16 protein-coding genes are annotated in these 16,798 nt (G+C 71.8%); 13 read left to right on the top strand and 3 right to left on the bottom strand.

The genetic code is table 11. The features are described from left to right. Positions 1-125 precede the first annotated feature (125 nt). The 7 genes from GE300_RS02285 to GE300_RS02255 all read left to right on the top strand — a co-directional run bounded on the left by GE300_RS02285 (position 126) and on the right by GE300_RS02255 (position 6,568). A complete protein-coding gene (locus GE300_RS02285) occupies positions 126-1,100 on the top strand; it encodes a sugar-binding transcriptional regulator (protein ID WP_154444496.1) in 975 nt (324 codons plus the stop codon). Then, on the top strand, positions 1,097-1,981 hold the full coding sequence (locus tag GE300_RS02280; RefSeq protein ID WP_154444495.1) for a sugar phosphate isomerase/epimerase family protein: 885 nt from the start codon (positions 1,097-1,099) through the stop codon (positions 1,979-1,981). Before GE300_RS02285 ends, GE300_RS02280 begins: the two co-directional genes overlap by 4 nt. Further along, entirely contained in the window at positions 1,981-2,949 is a 969-nt protein-coding gene (locus GE300_RS02275; RefSeq protein WP_154444494.1) for a tagatose kinase, read from the top strand. The genes GE300_RS02280 and GE300_RS02275 overlap by 1 nt, the downstream gene beginning before the upstream one ends. Then, positions 2,946-4,259, top strand: a complete 1,314-nt coding sequence (locus tag GE300_RS02270; RefSeq protein ID WP_154444493.1) for a class II D-tagatose-bisphosphate aldolase non-catalytic subunit — start codon at positions 2,946-2,948, stop codon at positions 4,257-4,259. The genes GE300_RS02275 and GE300_RS02270 overlap by 4 nt, the downstream gene beginning before the upstream one ends. Then, a complete protein-coding gene (locus GE300_RS02265) occupies positions 4,234-4,992 on the top strand; it encodes an SDR family NAD(P)-dependent oxidoreductase (protein ID WP_154444492.1) in 759 nt (252 codons plus the stop codon). The genes GE300_RS02270 and GE300_RS02265 overlap by 26 nt, the downstream gene beginning before the upstream one ends. A gap of 87 nt (positions 4,993-5,079) precedes the next feature. After that, a complete protein-coding gene (locus GE300_RS02260) occupies positions 5,080-5,808 on the top strand; it encodes an SDR family oxidoreductase (RefSeq protein ID WP_154444490.1) in 729 nt (242 codons plus the stop codon). Between the two features lie 28 nt (positions 5,809-5,836). Beyond that, entirely contained in the window at positions 5,837-6,568 is a 732-nt protein-coding gene (locus tag GE300_RS02255) for an SDR family oxidoreductase (RefSeq protein WP_154444488.1), read from the top strand. Between the two features lie 3 nt (positions 6,569-6,571). Here the strand turns inward: GE300_RS02255 and GE300_RS02250 are convergent, their stop codons facing one another. After that, complete coding sequence (locus GE300_RS02250) at positions 6,572-8,929, bottom strand: transketolase-like TK C-terminal-containing protein (RefSeq protein WP_154444486.1); 2,358 nt, start codon at positions 8,927-8,929, stop codon at positions 6,572-6,574. A 128-nt stretch (positions 8,930-9,057) separates the two neighbouring features. Between GE300_RS02250 and GE300_RS02245 the strand changes: the two genes are divergently transcribed. The 4 genes from GE300_RS02245 to GE300_RS02230 all read left to right on the top strand — a co-directional run bounded on the left by GE300_RS02245 (position 9,058) and on the right by GE300_RS02230 (position 12,741). After that, positions 9,058-9,522: an Lrp/AsnC family transcriptional regulator gene (locus GE300_RS02245; RefSeq protein ID WP_154444484.1), complete on the top strand. Its 465-nt coding sequence runs from the start codon at positions 9,058-9,060 to the stop codon at positions 9,520-9,522. 137 nt (positions 9,523-9,659) lie between these two features. Beyond that, a complete protein-coding gene (locus GE300_RS02240) occupies positions 9,660-10,586 on the top strand; it encodes a lipid A-modifier LpxR family protein (protein WP_154444482.1) in 927 nt (308 codons plus the stop codon). 195 nt (positions 10,587-10,781) lie between these two features. Then, positions 10,782-11,402: a 30S ribosomal protein S4 gene (rpsD, locus tag GE300_RS02235; RefSeq protein WP_325063064.1), complete on the top strand. Its 621-nt coding sequence runs from the start codon at positions 10,782-10,784 to the stop codon at positions 11,400-11,402. Positions 11,403-11,763: 361 nt separating this feature from the next. Next, positions 11,764-12,741, top strand: coding sequence for an NAD(P)H-dependent flavin oxidoreductase (locus GE300_RS02230; RefSeq protein ID WP_154444796.1), 978 nt, complete (start codon positions 11,764-11,766; stop codon positions 12,739-12,741). A 20-nt stretch (positions 12,742-12,761) separates the two neighbouring features. Here the strand turns inward: GE300_RS02230 and GE300_RS02225 are convergent, their stop codons facing one another. Next, a complete protein-coding gene (locus GE300_RS02225; RefSeq protein WP_154444480.1) occupies positions 12,762-14,357 on the bottom strand; it encodes a phosphate ABC transporter substrate-binding/OmpA family protein in 1,596 nt (531 codons plus the stop codon). Positions 14,358-14,673: 316 nt separating this feature from the next. Here GE300_RS02225 and msrA point away from each other — a divergent pair, with 316 nt between their 5' ends. Beyond that, positions 14,674-15,330: a peptide-methionine (S)-S-oxide reductase MsrA gene (gene msrA, locus GE300_RS02220; RefSeq protein ID WP_154444478.1), complete on the top strand. Its 657-nt coding sequence runs from the start codon at positions 14,674-14,676 to the stop codon at positions 15,328-15,330. A gap of 149 nt (positions 15,331-15,479) precedes the next feature. Beyond that, positions 15,480-16,352: a 50S ribosomal protein L11 methyltransferase gene (locus tag GE300_RS02215; RefSeq protein WP_154444476.1), complete on the top strand. Its 873-nt coding sequence runs from the start codon at positions 15,480-15,482 to the stop codon at positions 16,350-16,352. 42 nt (positions 16,353-16,394) lie between these two features. Here GE300_RS02215 and GE300_RS02210 read toward each other — a convergent pair whose 3' ends face one another. After that, a complete protein-coding gene (locus tag GE300_RS02210; RefSeq protein ID WP_154444474.1) occupies positions 16,395-16,622 on the bottom strand; it encodes a DUF1127 domain-containing protein in 228 nt (75 codons plus the stop codon). Positions 16,623-16,798: the final 176 nt, after the last annotated feature.

Genomic DNA, 16,798 nt, shown 5'->3' with positions numbered 1-16,798 from the left:
TCTGTGCGGGAGTCGGTTCAAGGGAAAATTTTCAAATGTATTGCTTGAATGACACCTGTATGTCGTGGCATTTTCGATCCGGGCGGCGCCGGCTTCGGCGTGGCTTGCCGCCCGGGAGGACAGCCATGCCGCGTGATGCGCTCGAAGACAGCGACGCCTTCATCAGCGAGGTGTGCTGGCACTATTTCATCAACGAGATGACCCAGGCCGAGGTCGCCAAGCTGATGGGCGTCACCCGTCTGCGGGTGAACCAGGCGATCCAGAAGGCGCGGGCGCGGAACATGGTGCGGATCGAGATCGACTCGCCGTTCCTGCCGCGCATCGAGGCGCAGCAGGCGCTGTGCCGGGTGCTTGGCGTGACCAAGGCGCTGGTCGCCCCGGCGAACCGCGACGCCTACGACTACCACCGCGCCGTCGGCGCCGCGCTGGCCAGCTATCTGATCGACACGCTGCGCGAGGGGGCATGGCGCCGCATCGGGGTGTCGTGGGGGGTGACCATCGAATGCGCGGTGCGGCGGCTGCCGTTCATCTCGCACCCCGACATCGAGGTCGTCTCGATGCTGGGCGGCACCACGCGCGGCACCGCGTTCAACTCGTTCTCGATCGCCTCGTCGCTGGCCGAGCGCTTCGGCTCGAACTACTCGCTGCTGGCCGCGCCGGTCTACCTGTCCGAGCGCGTCGACCGCGCGGCGTTCCTGTCGCAGGAGCTGTTCGAGGAGCATTTCGCCAAGCTCGAGACGCTGGACGCGGCGGTCATGACCGCCAGCGACGTCTCGCCGCGGTCGTTCCTGGTCGCCAACGGGCTGCCGAGCGAGGTGACGCCGAAGATGCTGACCGACGCCGGCGCCATCGGCGACGTGCTGGGGCGCTTTCTGGACAGGGACGGCCGGCCGATCCGGCACCCGATCGACGCGCGCACGGTCGGTGTGTCGATCGAGACGGTGGCGCGCATCCCGCTGAAGATCATGGCCGCCGCAGGCCCGCACAAGGTCGAGATCATCCGCGCCGCCGCGCGCGCCGGCCTGATCGACACGCTGGTGACCGACGATGTCACCGCCGACCTGCTGATCGCCGGCGCGGCGAACGAGGAGACGACATGAGACGGCTGGGCATCCATTCCTTCGTCTGGACCGGCGGGCAGACCCAGGAGGGTCTTGAAATGGCGCTGGAGAAAAGCGCCGCGCACGGCTACCGCTGCATCGAGTTCGCCTACCTGCGGCCCGAGCTGTTCGACCTCGACCGGCTGGCGCGGAAAAGCCGCGCGCTCGACGTGCAGATCGGCGTCACCATGGGGCTGCCGCGCGACAAGGACATCTCGTCCGGGGACCCGGACGCGATCCGGGCCGGCCGGGCGATGCTGTCCGACGCGGTGCGGGCGGTGCGCGACATCGGTGGCGACAAGCTGGGCGGCATCCTTTACTCCGCGCACGCCAAGTACGACCGCCAGCCCACCGAAACCGGCTGGAAGACCGCCGCCGAGGTGATCGCCGAGATCGGCGCCGAGGCGACGGACGCCGGCATCATGCTGACGCTGGAGCTGGTGAACCGGTTCGAGAGCAACCTGCTGAACACCACCGCGCAGGGGCTGAAGTTCCTCGACGACTGCGGCAACCCGGACGTGACGCTGCACCTCGACACCTTCCACATGCAGATCGAGGAGGCCGATCCGGCGCAGGCGATCCGCATGGCGGGCGACCGGCTGGGATACTTCCACATCGGCGAGTCGAACCGCGGCTACCTGGGCTGCGGCACGATCCGGTGGGAGCCGATCTTCGACGCGCTGCTGGACATCGGCTACGACCGCGACGTGGTGTTCGAAAGCTTCTCCACCGCCGTGGTCGACGAGGGGCTGTCGCTGGCCTGTGCGATCTGGCGCGACACCTGGACCGAGAACGACCCGCTGGCGGCGCACGCCCGGCAGTTCATCGAGCTGAAGCACGCCGAGGCGCGGCGCCGCCGCGCGGCGAACGGGCGCGCCTGATGCCGCTCGCCCCCGACAGCCTCGGGCCCACGGTCACCGTCGGCGAGATCCTGGCGGAGATCGTCGCCACCACCCGGGGCGACGGCTTCCGCGCCGCGCAGCCGCTGGTCGGGCCGTACCCCTCGGGCGCGCCGGCGATCTTCATCGCCCAGTGCGGCCGGATCGGCGGCGCCGCGGCGATGGTGGGCGCGGTCGGCGACGACGATTTCGGCCGCCTCAACCTGGACCGGCTGGCGGCGGACGGAGTGGACGTCTCGGCGGTGGCGATCGACCCGGAGCACCCGACCGGCAGCGCCTTCGTGCGCTACCGCGCCGACGGCGGCCGCGACTTCGTCTACAACATCGCCCGCTCCGCGGCGGCGCGGCTGTCCTGGACCGGCGCGGTCGCGGCGCTGATGAGCGGCGCCGGGCACCTGCACGTGATGGGCTCGGCGCTGTCGATGCCGTCCGCAGCGGCGGTGATCGCGCGCGCGGCGGAGGCGGTGCGGGCCCGCGGCGGCACGCTGTCGGTCGATCCGAACATCCGCAAGGAGCTGCGGCTCGACGCCGAAACCGAGGCCCGCTTCGCCGCGCTGGTCGACCGCTGCGACCTTCTGCTGCCCTCGGGCGACGAACTGGAGCGCGCCGCCGGCGTCGACGGCGAGGCCGAGGCGATCGCCCGGCTGTTCGCCCGCGGCGTCGCCGAGATCGCACTCAAGCGCGGCGCCGACGGCGCGTCGGTGTTCCTGCCGGACGGCACGCGCCACGACGCGCCCGCCTTCGTGGTGGACGAGATCGACCCCACCGGCGCCGGCGACTGCTTCGGCGGCGCCTATGTGGCCTGCCGCCGCCTGGGCATGGACCCGGACCGGGCGCTGACCTACGCCGCCGCCGCCGGGGCGCGGAACGTCACCGTGCGCGGCCCGATGGAGGGCGCCGGCAGCCGCGCCGAGCTTGACACGTTCATTGCCGGGACCCCGCGCCGATGACCCGCGTCACGCTCGACCAGCTGGCCGGACTGCATCGCGCCGGCACGCCGCGCGGCATCACCTCGGTCTGCTCCGCGCACCCGCTGGTGCTGCGCGCCGCGCTGCGCCACGGCCGCGAGACCGGCGCGACGGTGCTGATCGAGTCGACCTGCAACCAGGTGAACCACCGCGGCGGCTATACCGGGATGACGCCCGTCGACTTCGCCGCCCTGGTCGCGCGGATCGCGGGCGAGGAGGGCTGCCCGGCCGATCGGATCGTGCTGGGCGGCGACCACCTCGGCCCCAGCCCGTGGCGGGACCGCCCGGCCGGCGCCGCCATGGCCGAGGCCGAGACGATGGTCGCCGCCTATGCCGCCGCCGGGTTCGCCAAGATCCACCTGGACGCGTCGATGGGCTGCGCGGGCGAGCCGCCGGCGCTGGACGACACGGCCACCGCCGGGCGCGCGGCGCGGCTGGCGGCGGCGGCCGACGGCGCCGCCCGCGCGGCGGGCCACCCGCCGCCGCGCTACGTCATCGGCACCGAGGTGCCGCCGCCCGGCGGCGCCGACCACGCGCTGGAGGCAATCCCGCCGACCGCGCCCGAGGCCGCGCGCCAGACCGTGGCGGTGCACCGCGCGGCGTTCGCCGCGGCGGGGCTGGCCGAGGCGTTCGGCCGCGTTCTCGGCCTGGTGGTCCAGCCCGGCGTCGAGTTCGGCAACGTCAACGTCGTCGCCTACGACCGTCCGGCGGCGGCAGCCCTGGCGGCGACGCTGGACGCGCTGCCGGGCCTGGTGTTCGAGGCGCATTCCACCGACTACCAGGGGCAGGGGCCGCTGACCGCGCTGGTGCGGGACGGCTTCGCCATCCTCAAGGTCGGCCCGGAGCTGACCTTCGTGCTGCGCGAGGCGCTCTACGGGCTCGACGCCATCGCCTCGGACCTGCTGCCGGACTATGGCGAGCGGCCGCTGAAGGCGGCGATGGAGGCGCTGATGACCGCCGCCCTCGGGCACTGGGCGCGGCACTATCCTGGCCCCCCGGCGCGGCAGCGCGTGCTGCGCCATTACTCTCTGTCCGACCGCATCCGCTATTACTGGTCGGCCCCGCAGGCGCAGCAGGCGGTCGCGCGGCTGACCGACGCGCTGCAGGGGGTGCCGGTGCCGCTGCCGCTGTTCTGGCAGCACCTGCCGTCCGCCGCCGACCTCGCCGACCGGCCGCTCGACCCGCAGGCGCTGCTGATCCGCTGCGTCGGCCAGCGCCTGGCCACCTATCACGCCGCATGCCATTCCCACACACAGGAGCAGACCCATGTCCCTCGACGCCTTCCGACTTGACGGCAAGACCGCCCTGATCACCGGCGGCAACCGCGGTATCGGCCTGGCCATCGCCCGGCTGTTCGGCGAGGCCGGCGCGCAATGCATGCTCAGCGCCCGCTCCGAGACGCCCCAAAGCCGCGAGCTGACCAACCGCGACGGCTATGCCTTCACCGAAGGCGACGTCACCGACCCCGCGGTGCCGGAGCGGCTGGTGCAGGCCACGCTGGACCGGTTCGGCCGGCTGGACATCCTGGTGAACAACGCCGGCGTCGCCGACGGCGGCGATTTCCACGATTTCGACGACAAGCGCCTGGCCCGGATCATGGACACCAACCTGATCGCGCCGTTCCGCGTCGCCCGTGCGGCGATCCCGCCGATGCTGGCGCAGGGCGGCGGCGCGATCGTCAACATCGGCTCGATTTCGGGCTATGTCGCGAACAAGCCGCAGCTGCAGGTCGCCTACAACTCGTCGAAGGCGGCGATACACCAGATGACCACGGTGATGGCATTCGAATACGCCGGCCGCGGCATCCGGGTGAACGCGCTCGCCCCCGGCTACATCCGCACCCGCATGGCCGAGGGCGGCATGGCCGACGACGCCATGAGCAAGGTCTGGCGCGACAGCACGCCGATGGGCCGGTTCGGCGAGCCCGAGGAGATGGCCACCTGCGCGCTGTTCCTGGCCTCGGACGCCGCCTCGTTCGTCACCGGCGCCACGTTGGTGGCCGATGGCGGCTACATCACCCACTGAGCGAACCGAGCTGACGACGCGGGGCCTCGACGGCCTTGTCGGCTTCCCGTGCGTCCGAACATTCGTATGAACCAAGGGACCAACGAGATGACTGGAAAATTCGATGGTAAGGTGGCGGCGATCACGGGCGGCGCCTCGGGGATCGGGCTCGCCACCGCCGAGGCGCTGCTGGCCGAGGGTGCGACCGTGGTGCTGGTCGACCGCGACGCGGCCGCACTGCGGGCGCTGACCGAGCGGCACGGCGCGGCCTGCATCGCGCAGGTCACCGACCTGCTCGACGCCGACAGCTGCAACGCGATGGTTCCGCAGATCCTCGACAAGACGGGGCGGATCGACATCCTGCACTGCAACGCCGGCACCTACATCGGCGGCGATCTGGCCGAGACCGACCCGGCGACGATCGACCGGATGCTGAACCTGAACGTCAACGCGGTGATGAAGAACGTGCATGCCGTGATCCCGCACATGACCGCGCGCGGCAGCGGCGACATCATGGTCACCTGCTCGGTCGCCGGACATTCCGCGATCCCGTGGGAGCCGGTCTACTCCGGCTCGAAATGGGCGATCACCTGCTTCGTGCAGACCATGCGCCGGCAGCTGATGAAGCACGGCATCCGCGTCGGCCAGGTCTCGCCCGGCCCGGTGATCTCGGCGCTGCTGGCCGACTGGCCCGAGGAGAACCTGCGCAAGGCGAAGGAGAACGGCGCGCTGATCGAGCCGTCCGAGGTCGCCGACGCGGTGGTGTTCGCGCTGTCGCGGCCGCGCAACGTGACGATCCGCGACATGATCGTGCTGCCGTCGAACTTCGACATCTGACGCCAGGCCGCCGGGCGAGGAGCCGACGATGACCGATCTGGGCAACCTTACCGCATTGATCACCGGCGCCGCCGGCGGGATCGGCGGCGCGCTGGCCGAGGCGTTCGCCGCCGCCGGCGCGCGGCTGGCGCTGGTCGACCGCGAGGACGCCGGCGCGCTGGCCGCGCGGCTGGGCCACCAGCACCGGGCATACACCGTCGATCTTGCCGACCCGGACGCGGTCGCCGCGACCGTGCCGCGGATCGGCGCGGACATGGGCATCGACCTGCTGATCAACAACGCCGGTTTCGGCATCGTCTTTCCCGCCGCCGAGACCCGGATCGCGGACTGGGACCGGACCATGGCGATCAACCTGCGCGCGCCCTGGCTGGTCGCCGCCGCCGCGCTGCCGTGGCTGAAGCGGTCGGGACGCGGGCGGATCGTCAACATCGCCAGCCAGGCCGGCGTCGTCGGCATCGACGAGCACGCCGCCTATGGCGCCAGCAAGGCCGGGCTGATCAACCTGACCAAGGTGATGGCGCTGGAATGGGCGCGGCACGGGATCACCGCCAACGCGATCTCGCCGACGGTGGTCGAAACCCCGATGGCGCTGGTCGGCTGGGCCGGAGAGAAGGGCGAGCGGGCCCGCCGCGAGATCCCGGTGGGCCGCTTTGCCCGGCCCGAGGAGGTCGCCGCCGCCGCGCTCTATTTCTGCTCGGACGCCGCGGCGATCGTCACCGGCGCCAACCTCGCCGTCGACGGCGGCAACACCGCGCGCTGACGCCTAGCGCGCGCCGGCGGTCAGCGCCCGGACCGAGCGCGCGATCGCCTGCCGGTCGATCCCGAAGTGGCGGTACAGATCGCCGATGGTGCCGGTCTGCCCGAAATGCTCGACCCCGTGCGAGACGGTCCGGTGCCCGGCGACCGCCCCCAGCCAGGCCAGCGTCGCCGGGTGCCCGTCGATCACGGTGACGATGCTGCAATGGCGGGGCAGCGCACCCAGCAGCGTCTCGGCATGGGACCGGGCGGCGGCGTTGCCGCGGGCGCGCTCGCGCTGCGCCGCGGTCCAGCCCGCGTTCAGCCGGTCGGCCGAGGTGACCGCCAGCACGCCGATGTCGCGGCGCGTCTCGCCGATCATCCCGGCGGCGGCGATGGCCTCGTCCGCCACCGCGCCCTGGTAGGCGATCACCACCTCGGCGTTCGGGCCGGGCCGGCGCAGCCAGTAGGCGCCGTCGATCGCGCCCTGGCGGAAGGCGTCGTCGCCGCGCTTGCCCGGCTGCTCCAGCGGCTTGGTGGTCAGCCGCAGGTAGACCGAGCCGCCGGTCTCGTCGCGCAGCCAGGTGCGCTCGTCCGGATCGCCCTCGCCATCGCGTTGCAGGTAGTCGAACGCCCAGGCCATGATCACCGCCAGCTCGTCGGCGAAGGCCGGCTCGAACGCCGCCAGCCCGTCCTGGCTCAGGCCGATCAGCGGCGTGCCGACGGACTGGTGCGCGCCGCCCTCGGGCGCCAGCGTCACCCCCGACGGCGTGCCCGCGATCAGGAACCGCGCGTCCTGGTAGCAGGCGTAGTTCAGCGCATCGAGACCGCGGCAGACGAACGGGTCGTATACCGTGCCCACCGGGATCAGCCGCTTGCCCCACAGGCTGTGCGCCAGCCCGGCGGCGCCCAGCAGCAGGAACAGGTTCATCTCGGCGATGCCCAGCTCCAGGTGCTGGCCCCCGGGCGCGAAGTTCCACTTCGCGGTCGACGGGATGCGGTGCTCGATGAAGGCATCCTTCTGCGCCGCGCGCGCGAACAGCCCGCGCCGGTTCACCCACGGCCCCAGCCCGGTGGTGCCGGTGACATCGGGCGAGGTGGTCAGGATCCGCGCCGCCAGGTCGCTGTCGCCGCGCGCCAGATCGTCGAGGATCTTGCCGAACGCCGTCTGGGTCGAGATCTCGCGGCTGCCGTCCACGGCGATGGCCGGCACCGCCAGCCGCGCGACGCCGAACCGCCGGCGGCCGGCGGCGAAGAACGGCACCCGCGCCAGGAAATCCTTCAGCGCGCCGAGGTTGGCAACGGTGGCGAACGGCTCCCACTCCCGGCCCGCGGGCACGCCCATGTGCGCTTGCCACTCGGCCATCTGCGCCTTGGTCATCAGCCCGCCGTGGTTGTCCTTGTGCCCGGCGATCGGCGTGCCCCAGCCCTTGATCGTGTAGGCCAGGAAGCAGGTTGGCCGGTCGTGGTCGATGGCGGCGAAGGTCTCGGCCATGGTCGCGACGCAGTTGCCGCCGAGGTTTTCCATCAGCGCGGCAAGCTCGGCGTCGCTGCGCCGCTCGATCAGCGCGGTGACGTCGCCCTGGTCGCCCAGATCGTCCATCAGCCGCTGCCGCCAGACGGCGCCGCCCATGTAGGTCAGCGCCGCGTATTCGACGTTCGGGCAGGCGTCGATCCAGTCGCGCAGCGCCCCGCCGCCGGGCTCGTCGAAGGCGGCGCGTTGCAGCGCGCCGTACTTCACCCGCACCACCTCCCAGCCGAAGGCGGCGAAGATCTTCTCGACCCGCTCGAACAGGCCCTCGCGGACGATCCCGTCCAGCGACTGGCGGTTGTAATCGATGATCCACCAGGTGTTGCGCAGGCCGTTCTTCCAGCCCTCCTGCAGCACCTCGTAGACATTGCCCTCGTCCAGCTCGGCGTCGCCGACCAGCGCCACCATGCGCCCGGCGGCGATATCGCGGCCCCAGTCCTTGGCGGCGATGAAATCCTGCACCAGTGACGCCAGCGCGGTGATCCCGACGCCCAGCCCGACCGAGCCGGTCGAGAAGTCCACGTCGTCCGCGTCCTTGGTGCGGCTGGGATAGCTCTGCGCGCCGCCGAGGCCGCGGAACGCCTCCAGCTTCTCGCGTGTCTGGTTGCCCATCAGGTACTGCATGGCGTGGAACACCGGCGAGGCGTGCGGCTTGACCGCCACCCGGTCCTCGGGGCGCAGGGCCGAGAAGTACAGCGCGGTGATGATCGACACCATCGAGGCCGAACTGGCCTGGTGGCCGCCGGTCTTGATCCCGTCGACCTTGGGCCGGACGTGATTGGCGTTGTGGATCATCCAGTGCGACAGCCACAGCAGCCGCTGCTCGATGGTCTTCAGATGCGTGCCTGCGGCCATCGAAATCCTCCCTCGCAGCCTGCATACGCCGTTTTTCGTAGCAATTGGCGTCGAACATGCTAGTGAACGCGGGTCATCGCGCAGACTTCCAGCGCGAATTATCGATTCAGTGGGGATAATCGGCGTTCATGTCCAGCGACCTCGACGATCTCGACCGCAGGATCCTGTCCGCGCTTCAGCGCGACGGCCGGCTGACGCACCAGCAGCTGAGCGAGCGCGTCGGCCTGTCGCCCTCGCCCTGCGCGCGCCGGATCCGCAAGCTCGAGGCCGGGGGCTACATCACCGGCTACGGCGCGCGCATCGACGAGCGGAAGATGGGCTTCGACTTCAGCGTGTTCGTCTCGGTGCGGCTGGACCGGCAGGTGGACGACCGGCTGGTGACCTTCGAGCACGAGGTCGCGCGCTGCCCCGAGGTCGTCGACTGCTGGCTGATGACCGGCAGCTTCGACTACCTGCTGCGTGTCGCGGTGCGCGACCTGCACGAGTTCGAGCGCTTCCTGACCTCGCGCCTGACGCGGATCGACGGCGTCGCCTCGCTCGAGTCGTCGATCCCGATCCGCCGGGTGAAGTACCAGGCCGCGCGTCTGCTGTAAGTGCGGCGCCGCCGTTGCCGCGGCCGCGCGTGGCCGGTTTGCCGCACTCGCGGCAATTGTCCGGCCGGCGTAACCCGCGCGTCGGCGCGTCGCGCTATCACCGCCCGGAACGGATCTGGACAGGGTGTGGGCCGCAAATGATCGGACGACTGGGGATTCTGGCGCTGCTGACGCTCGCCGCAAGTCTGGCCCAGGCCGGCGAGGCGCGGCTGCGCCCGCTGGGCTGGGGCGGCTTCGTGACCAACGACAGGCTCGGCGACGGCCAGGACCGCTGGCGCACCGGCAGCTACACGCTGAGCGTGGTCCTCGGCCCCGAGGGCACGGCGGCGCTGCCGGCGCGGCCCGGCGCGCTGGTCGAGCTGCGCTTCCACGCGGAAGGAATCGCCCCGGCGAACCTTGCGCGCCCGGCGGCGGCCGACCGGCTGTATGCCGGGATCCTGTCGTTCGGCGCGCACACCTATTTCACCGGCGCAGACCTCGGCATCGGCGGCGAGTTGCGCGCCGGTGCGGATCTGGTCCTGACCGGGCCCGCCACCGGCATCGACCGGTTCCAGTCCGACCTGCACCGGGTGCTGGAGGGCGCCGCGACCCCGCTGCCGCGCGAGCAGGTCGCCGACGGCGCCTATCCCACGCTGTCCGCCGAATGGGGGCGGACGCTGGCGCTGGGCGCGGCGCCGGTGCGGGCGCGGCCGTTCGGCGCGGCGCAGCTGGGTTACGAGACGCTGGCGCGGGTCGGGCTCGACCTCGAGATCGGCGCGCCGGGGCCGGTGCTGGCGGCGCGCGATCCGGCCACCGGCTTCCGCTATCCGGCGCTGATGGGCAAGGCCGGGCGGGGGGTGACGCTGATGCTGGGCGCGGACATCGCGGCGGTGGGCGATTCGGTGCTGCTGCCCGATGGCGGCCCGGTCACGCTGCGCCGCCTGCGGCACCGGCTGCGCGCCGGGGTCAGGCTGGACGCGGGGCCGGGCTGGCTGTTCTTCGGCAACGCCTGGCTGGGCCCCGAGTTCGAGGAGCAGGAGGCGGGCCAGCGGGTCGGCGCGATCACCATGAACCTGCGGTTCTGACCGGCGGCGCGCCGGCGCGTGCCGCGGTGCGTTGACATCCGGGCGACGGCGGGTATAACGCGCGGGTTTCCGGGGTCGGTGGACCGCGGATCATTTGGTGTTTGCGGCCCCCGCGAGGGGATGCCTGTCGGCCGAACCCACCTGACGGGGGAGGCAAAGGAAAGCACCTTTCACGCACGATGAAAGGATCCAGCCGTGACCAAACGCACGTCTGCCAAGTACAAGATCGACCGCCGCATGGGCGAGAACATCTGGGGGCGCCCGAAGTCGCCCGTCAACCGCCGCGAGTACGGCCCGGGCCAGCACGGCCAGCGCCGCAAGGGCAAGATGTCGGATTTCGGCCTGCAGCTGCGCGCCAAGCAGAAGCTGAAGGGCTACTACGGCGACATCACCGAGAAGCAGTTCCGCCGCATCTACGCCGAGGCCGAGCGGATCAAGGGCGACACCGGCGAGAACCTGATCGGCCTGCTGGAGCGCCGGCTGGACGCGGTCATCTACCGCGCCAAGTTCGTGCCCACCGTGTTCGCCGCGCGCCAGTTCGTGAACCATGGCCATGTCAAGGTGAACGGCCAGCGCGTCAACATCCCGTCCTACCGGGTCAAGGAAGGCGACGTGATCGAGGTCCGCGACCGCTCGAAGCAGCTGGCGGTGGTGCTTGAGGCCACCGGTCTGGGCGAGCGCGACGTGCCCGAGTACATCAGCGCCGACCACAACAAGATGACCGCCGAGTTCACCCGCACGCCGACGCTGTCGGACGTGCCCTACCCGGTGGTGATGGAACCCCACCTGGTGGTGGAATTCTACGCCAAGAACTGATCGGCCCGCGGGCCGGATCGGACGCCGCTTTGGGGCGCCGGCATCTGCCGGCGCCCTTTTGCCGTCCAGCGGCAGTGCGGCGTGAAAACCGCGGATTTCACTGTGAAAACCCCCTAAGCCATTGAGCGAAAAGGGGAACTGTTTCCTGAAACAGTGTTGATGCGCGGAATGCGGGGGTGCGGGCGTCCGGTCCCGGCCTGAAACTGCGCCTGGAGACGGCTCCGGCAGCGCGCCCCGGTGCGGGCGCCGCGAGTCCCGCGCAAGCCCGGTTTCCGGTAGGCCGGCCGCGTTGATCTTCACAGGCGCGTGGCGCATACTCGGCCGGGCTTTGCCTTCATTTCAAGGATCGGATGGAGGATCGATGGGCCTCCAGACAAGACTTACAGACCTGTTCGGCGTGTCGTACCCGTTGATGTCGGCCCCGATGAGCCGCCACAGTGGCGGACGACTGGCCGGCGCGATGACGAAGGCCGGCGGTATTGGCCTCTTCGGGGCGACCAACCCCGCCGGGGATGCGTGGCTTCGCGACGAGATCGCCCGGGCCCGGGATCTGAGCGAAGGCGGGCCGTTCGGCGTCGGTTTCATCACCCATCTGATCCCGGTTTTCCCCACCATGTTCGACGTCGCGCTGGAGGAACGGGTGCCGGTGTTCGCGTTCTCCTTCGCCGATCCGTCGCCCTGGATCGCGCGCGCGAAGGCGGCGGGCGCCAGGGTGATCTGTCAGGTTCAGGAGATCGCGAGTGCCGAGCAGGCGGTGCGCGCCGGCACCGACGTCCTGGTCGTTCAGGGCAACGAGGCCGGGGGCCATACCGGCAGCTCGAACCTGTTCCCGCTTCTGCTGCGCGCGATCGCTGAATTTCCGGAGGTGCCGGTTCTTGCCGCCGGTGGCATCGCCAGCGGGCGGGCGCTTGCCGCGGTGCTGTCCGCCGGCGCGGACGGGGCATGGCTTGGCACCGCGATGCTCGCCACGCCGGAATGTCACGAGGTTGCCGATGCGTACAAGCGGCAGCTTGTCGCCGCGCGCAGCGAGGACACCGTGTTCACCGAGGTTTTCGACATTCTCGATGTCGCGGCCTTCGGGATCCCGCCCTGGCCGGACCGGATCGCCGGCCGAGCGATCCGCAACGATTTCCTGCGCACCTGGCACGGCAACGAGGCATCGCTTCGTGCGCGGCTCGATCAGATCCTGCCCGAATACCTGTTGTCGCTAACCCAGGGCGATATCGACAAGACGGCGATCTGGGCCGGAGAGTCCGTGGACCAGATCGCCGCGATCAGACCGGTCGCCGAGATCGTCCGCACGATCTGCGAGCAGGCGGGAGAAATCCTGAACGGCTGACCATGCGCCGCCGGCGGCGCCTAGCGCCTGACCCAGACCTCGACCCGGCGATTCAGGCGGCGGCCGTGCTCGTCGGCGAAGCAGCCCACCGGCTTGAGGTCGGCATAGCCCTTGCCGGTGATCCGCAGCCGCGACAGGGCACCGGGCTCGACCGTCTCGGCCAGCGCGCTCATCACCACGTCGGCGCGGAACTGCGCGCGGCGCAGACGCTCGTCGAAGCTGCCGCTGCCGTCGGTGAAGCCGACGAAGGCGATCTCGGTGCCGGCGGGCAGCTGGCGCAGGTACGCGCCCAGACGTTCCAGCGCCGGACCCGAGCCGGCCGACAGCGCCAGCGGCTGGTCGGGGTCGAAGCGGAAGGTGGTGGACAGCCGGTCCCATTCCAGCATGTCGATGTAGAGCTCGCGCAGCAGGTTCACCTGGCCCTCGTCCGGCGAGATGTCGATCGCTGCCCGCACCGGGCGCGCGGCGGCAAGCTGGTCGTGGCGCACCACCGACATGTCCAGCAGCCCGAGCCGGCGCAGCGTCGCGTCCGCCGCTTCGGACGCCGCATATTCGCGCAGCGCGCGCGCGGGGTCGCCGGCGTCGTCCGTCTGGAGCAGCACCAGCCGGTGATGCAGCGGGTATTCCCCGGTCTTGGCCGAGAAGGTTCCCGGCTCGGCGGTCAGGCCGCAGGCGACGGTGATGCCGACCGGCTTGGCCGGGCCGGCGCCCTCGAGCCCGACGACGCCGATCGCGCCGGGGGTCTCGGCGACCTCGTCCGCGACCGCGGCGTCGTCGGCCAGCACCTGCGCGTCCGCGTCCAGCGCCAGCGCGCCGCCGTCGAGGAAGCGGTCGCGCAGGATCGCGCCGACCAGCCCGCCGCCGGGCTGCGCGACCACGCGCACCGGCAGGTCGGCCCCGCCCAGCCGCGACCAGTTGTCGATCCGGCCGGTGAGCAGCGCCGAGATCTCCTCGGGGGTCAGGTTGTCGATGCGGTTGCGCGGGTGCACCACCAGCAGCACGCCCTGCAGCGCCACGGTGGTGGCCGCGCCGTCCCGCTCCAGCCGGTCGATGGCGGCGGCGTCGGCCTCGGTCAGCGGCACGCCCAGCGGCGGGACCGCGGTGACGGTCAGGTCGTACCCGCCCTGCAGCGTGTCCGACAGGCTGTCGGCGCCGGAAAGATCGCGCAGCTCGGCGGCGAACAGCGGCGGCGCGTCGGTGGCGGTCAGCCCGCGCCACAGCGTGCCGCCGGGGATGTCCTGCGCCGCGGCGACGCCGCCGAGGCTGGCGGCGAAGCCCTCGAGCAGGCCGGGCACGGCGCGCGCCGCCAGCCGGTCGGCGCCGGCGATGCGGATCGCCCCGGGGCTGTCGTCGAGCCCGGTCTCGGGGCAGGGATCGCCGATGCAGCGGACCCGCGCGGCGGCGACGGAGATGGTGCCGAACAGTGTCTCGAGCGTATAGACGCCGTCCTCGAACGCGACCAGACGCCCGCTCAGGTCGACCCCGCCCGAGGGGCTGACCAGCTTCACGGTCTGGGCGGCGGCGCCGGCGCTTGCGCCCGCCGCGACGATGGCGGCGAGGCACAGCGCCCGGATGCCGCGCGGTCGGGAAACGCTGTGTTTGGTGCCGGCGCGCATGCAGCCGATCCCTCCTTCGCAAATCGTTACGCTAGACCGATGATATGATTGCCGATCTTGGCGGAATTTGGACCCGGCACAGGGGATTTCGCCGCGCGTGGCCGAACCGCCGCGGCGGGCCGGGGGTTCGGGCGCGTCGCCGGGCGCCGGCGGGGTGAAAGACGTACTCACCGCCGCCGGCGGCGCCACCGCGCCGATCGCGCCCCGGTCACGAGACGGTGTTCGCGGCGTGCCGGGCGCGTGCCGCCGGGCGATGCCCCTTGGTATGCGCCGCCGCGCGCCCTAGATTCAGCACCTGACCACGAAAGGAAACCCGATGTTCGGCATTGGCAAGAAGTCCGAAATGCCCGCCCCCGGCGCCGCGCTGCCCGGCCGGGCCGAGCCCATCCCCACCGCCGAGACCCATTTTGTCACCGGCCGGCCGCTGAAGGGGCCGTTCCCGGACGGGCTGGAGCAGGTGCAGTTCGGCATGGGCTGCTTCTGGGGCGTCGAGCGGATGTTTTGGCAGCTGCCCGGGGTCTGGGTGACCGCCGCCGGCTATTCCGCCGGGCAGACGCCGAACCCGACCTACCGCGAGGTCTGCTCGGGGCAGACCGGCCACAACGAAACCGTGCTGGTGGTCTACGACCCGGCGCAGGTCGGCTTCGAGCACCTGCTGAAGGTGTTCTGGGAGGGGCACGACCCGACCCAGGGCATGCGCCAGGGCAACGACGTCGGCACGCAGTACCGCTCCGGCATCTACTGGACCACGCCGGCGCAGCGCGCCGCGGCCGAGGCGTCGCTGGAGTTGATGCGCACGCAGTTCCGCGATGCCGGCTACGGGCCGGTCACCACCGAGATCGCCGAGGCCGGGCCGTTCTTCTACGCCGAGGACTACCACCAGCAGTACCTGGAGAAGAACCCCGGCGGCTATTGCGGTCTGGGCGGCACCGGGGTGAGCTGCCCGCTCGGCACCGGCGTCGCCGCGGGCTGAGGCCGCGGGCCGGGCGAGGCCGGCGGTCCCGGTGACCACCCGGCGCCGGATGGCGGCGGCGGGCGGCCGGGCGCGGGGCGCCGCGGGCGCTTGACGCGATGCGCGCGGGCGGTCTAATCGCGGGGCCTGCGCCAGCCGAGGACCCCGCCATGACCACGTTCACCGCGCTGACCACCCTGCCGGGCGCAGGCCCGGCCGCCGCCCTGGCCGAGGCGCTGGAGGCGCTGGCCGACCCGGCGCCGATCGGCGTCGGCGTGTTCGAGATCGAGGACGGCTCGGGGGCGCGCGAGGTCGGCGCCTTTTTCACCGAGCGCCCCGACCCGGTCGCGCTGGACCTGCTGGCGGCGGTGCACGGCGCGCGGCCGTTCGCGGTCAGCAGGCTCGACGACCGCGACTGGGTGGCCCAGGTCCGGCGCGAGCTGACGCCGGTGCCGGCGGGCCGGTTCGTGGTCCACGGCGGGCACGACCGCGGCGCGGTGCCGATCAACCGCGTCGGGCTGGAGATCGAGGCGGCGATGGCGTTCGGCACCGGCCACCACGGCACCACCAGGGGCTGTCTGCTGTCGCTGGAGCGGCTGGCGCGGCAGGGGCTGGTGGCCGGGCGCACCGCCGACATCGGCTGCGGCACCGGGGTGCTGGCGATGGCGGCGCGGCGGCTGTGGCGGCGGCAGGTGATCGCCTCGGACATCGATCCGGTGGCGGTGGCGACGGCGCGCGCCAACCTGGCCGCCAACCGCGCCGGCGGCGCGGTGCCGGTGGTCTGCGCGCCCGGCTTCCGGCACCCGGCGCTGCACGCGCGGGCGCCCTACGATCTGGTGTTCGCCAATATCCTCGCCGGGCCGCTGTGCCGGCTGGCGCCGCAGATGGCCGCGCACACCGCGCCGGGCAGCGCGATCATCCTGTCGGGGATCCTGGCGCGGCAGGCGCGGCGGGTCGAGACCCACTATGCCGGGCACCGGATGGCGGTCCGGCACCGGCAGCAGCTGGGCGAGTGGGTGACGCTGACGCTGGCGCGGTGGTGACCGCGGCCCGCGATGCAGTGTCGGGGCAGCGCCCGCCGCCTCTCAGAGCTTGCGCGCGGCCAGCATCGAGTAGCGCGGCGCCATGCGCTCGCCGCGGATCATGCCGACGTCGTCCAGCTCGTGATCCGACAGTGCCGCCAGCATCTCGGCGGTGCGCTGGCGGCGGGTCCAGCGGTGGTACGCGCCGGTCAGATCCTCGACCGCGCGGACAAGCCGGTAGATCACATGGGCGCCGAACGGCGCGGGATGGGGAGGGGTCGACGTGGCCATCGGCACGATCCTTCTCTGGGCGCACTTGGCTACCTTGCCAATAATCCGCACCTAGCGATGAATCGCCTCCGCCGCAAAGTCGTTTTCTGCATAGCAGATATGCAATTTATGCATGTCTTGCAGGGAGTTAGCGGGGATGTCGCAAATGATGTCCTATCACGTCGCTTTTGAAGCGC

The sequence above is a fragment of the Halovulum marinum genome, assembly GCF_009697225.1.
Classification (GTDB): Bacteria; Pseudomonadota; Alphaproteobacteria; order Rhodobacterales; family Rhodobacteraceae; genus Halovulum; species Halovulum marinum.
The sequence above is the reverse complement of the archived record's forward strand: the minus strand, read 5'-3'. Positions and strand labels throughout refer to the sequence as shown.

Excerpts from the sequence above, each read along its gene's own strand:
- GE300_RS02275 (WP_154444494.1), top strand. The coding sequence starts at position 1,981 with ATGCCGCTCGCCCCCGACAGCCTCGGGCCCACGGTCACCGTCGGCGAG.
- GE300_RS02245 (WP_154444484.1), top strand. The coding sequence starts at position 9,058 with ATGTCCAGCGACCTCGACGATCTCGACCGCAGGATCCTGTCCGCGCTT.
- GE300_RS02250 (WP_154444486.1), bottom strand. The coding sequence starts at position 8,929 with ATGGCCGCAGGCACGCATCTGAAGACCATCGAGCAGCGGCTGCTGTGG.
- GE300_RS02230 (WP_154444796.1), top strand. The coding sequence starts at position 11,764 with ATGGGCCTCCAGACAAGACTTACAGACCTGTTCGGCGTGTCGTACCCG.
- GE300_RS02280 (WP_154444495.1), top strand. The coding sequence starts at position 1,097 with ATGAGACGGCTGGGCATCCATTCCTTCGTCTGGACCGGCGGGCAGACC.
- GE300_RS02255 (WP_154444488.1), top strand. The coding sequence starts at position 5,837 with ATGACCGATCTGGGCAACCTTACCGCATTGATCACCGGCGCCGCCGGC.
- GE300_RS02260 (WP_154444490.1), top strand. The coding sequence starts at position 5,080 with ATGACTGGAAAATTCGATGGTAAGGTGGCGGCGATCACGGGCGGCGCC.
- GE300_RS02285 (WP_154444496.1), top strand. The coding sequence starts at position 126 with ATGCCGCGTGATGCGCTCGAAGACAGCGACGCCTTCATCAGCGAGGTG.
- GE300_RS02265 (WP_154444492.1), top strand. The coding sequence starts at position 4,234 with ATGTCCCTCGACGCCTTCCGACTTGACGGCAAGACCGCCCTGATCACC.
- GE300_RS02225 (WP_154444480.1), bottom strand. The coding sequence starts at position 14,357 with ATGCGCGCCGGCACCAAACACAGCGTTTCCCGACCGCGCGGCATCCGG.
- GE300_RS02270 (WP_154444493.1), top strand. The coding sequence starts at position 2,946 with ATGACCCGCGTCACGCTCGACCAGCTGGCCGGACTGCATCGCGCCGGC.
- msrA (WP_154444478.1), top strand. The coding sequence starts at position 14,674 with ATGTTCGGCATTGGCAAGAAGTCCGAAATGCCCGCCCCCGGCGCCGCG.
- GE300_RS02240 (WP_154444482.1), top strand. The coding sequence starts at position 9,660 with ATGATCGGACGACTGGGGATTCTGGCGCTGCTGACGCTCGCCGCAAGT.
- GE300_RS02210 (WP_154444474.1), bottom strand. The coding sequence starts at position 16,622 with ATGGCCACGTCGACCCCTCCCCATCCCGCGCCGTTCGGCGCCCATGTG.
- GE300_RS02215 (WP_154444476.1), top strand. The coding sequence starts at position 15,480 with ATGACCACGTTCACCGCGCTGACCACCCTGCCGGGCGCAGGCCCGGCC.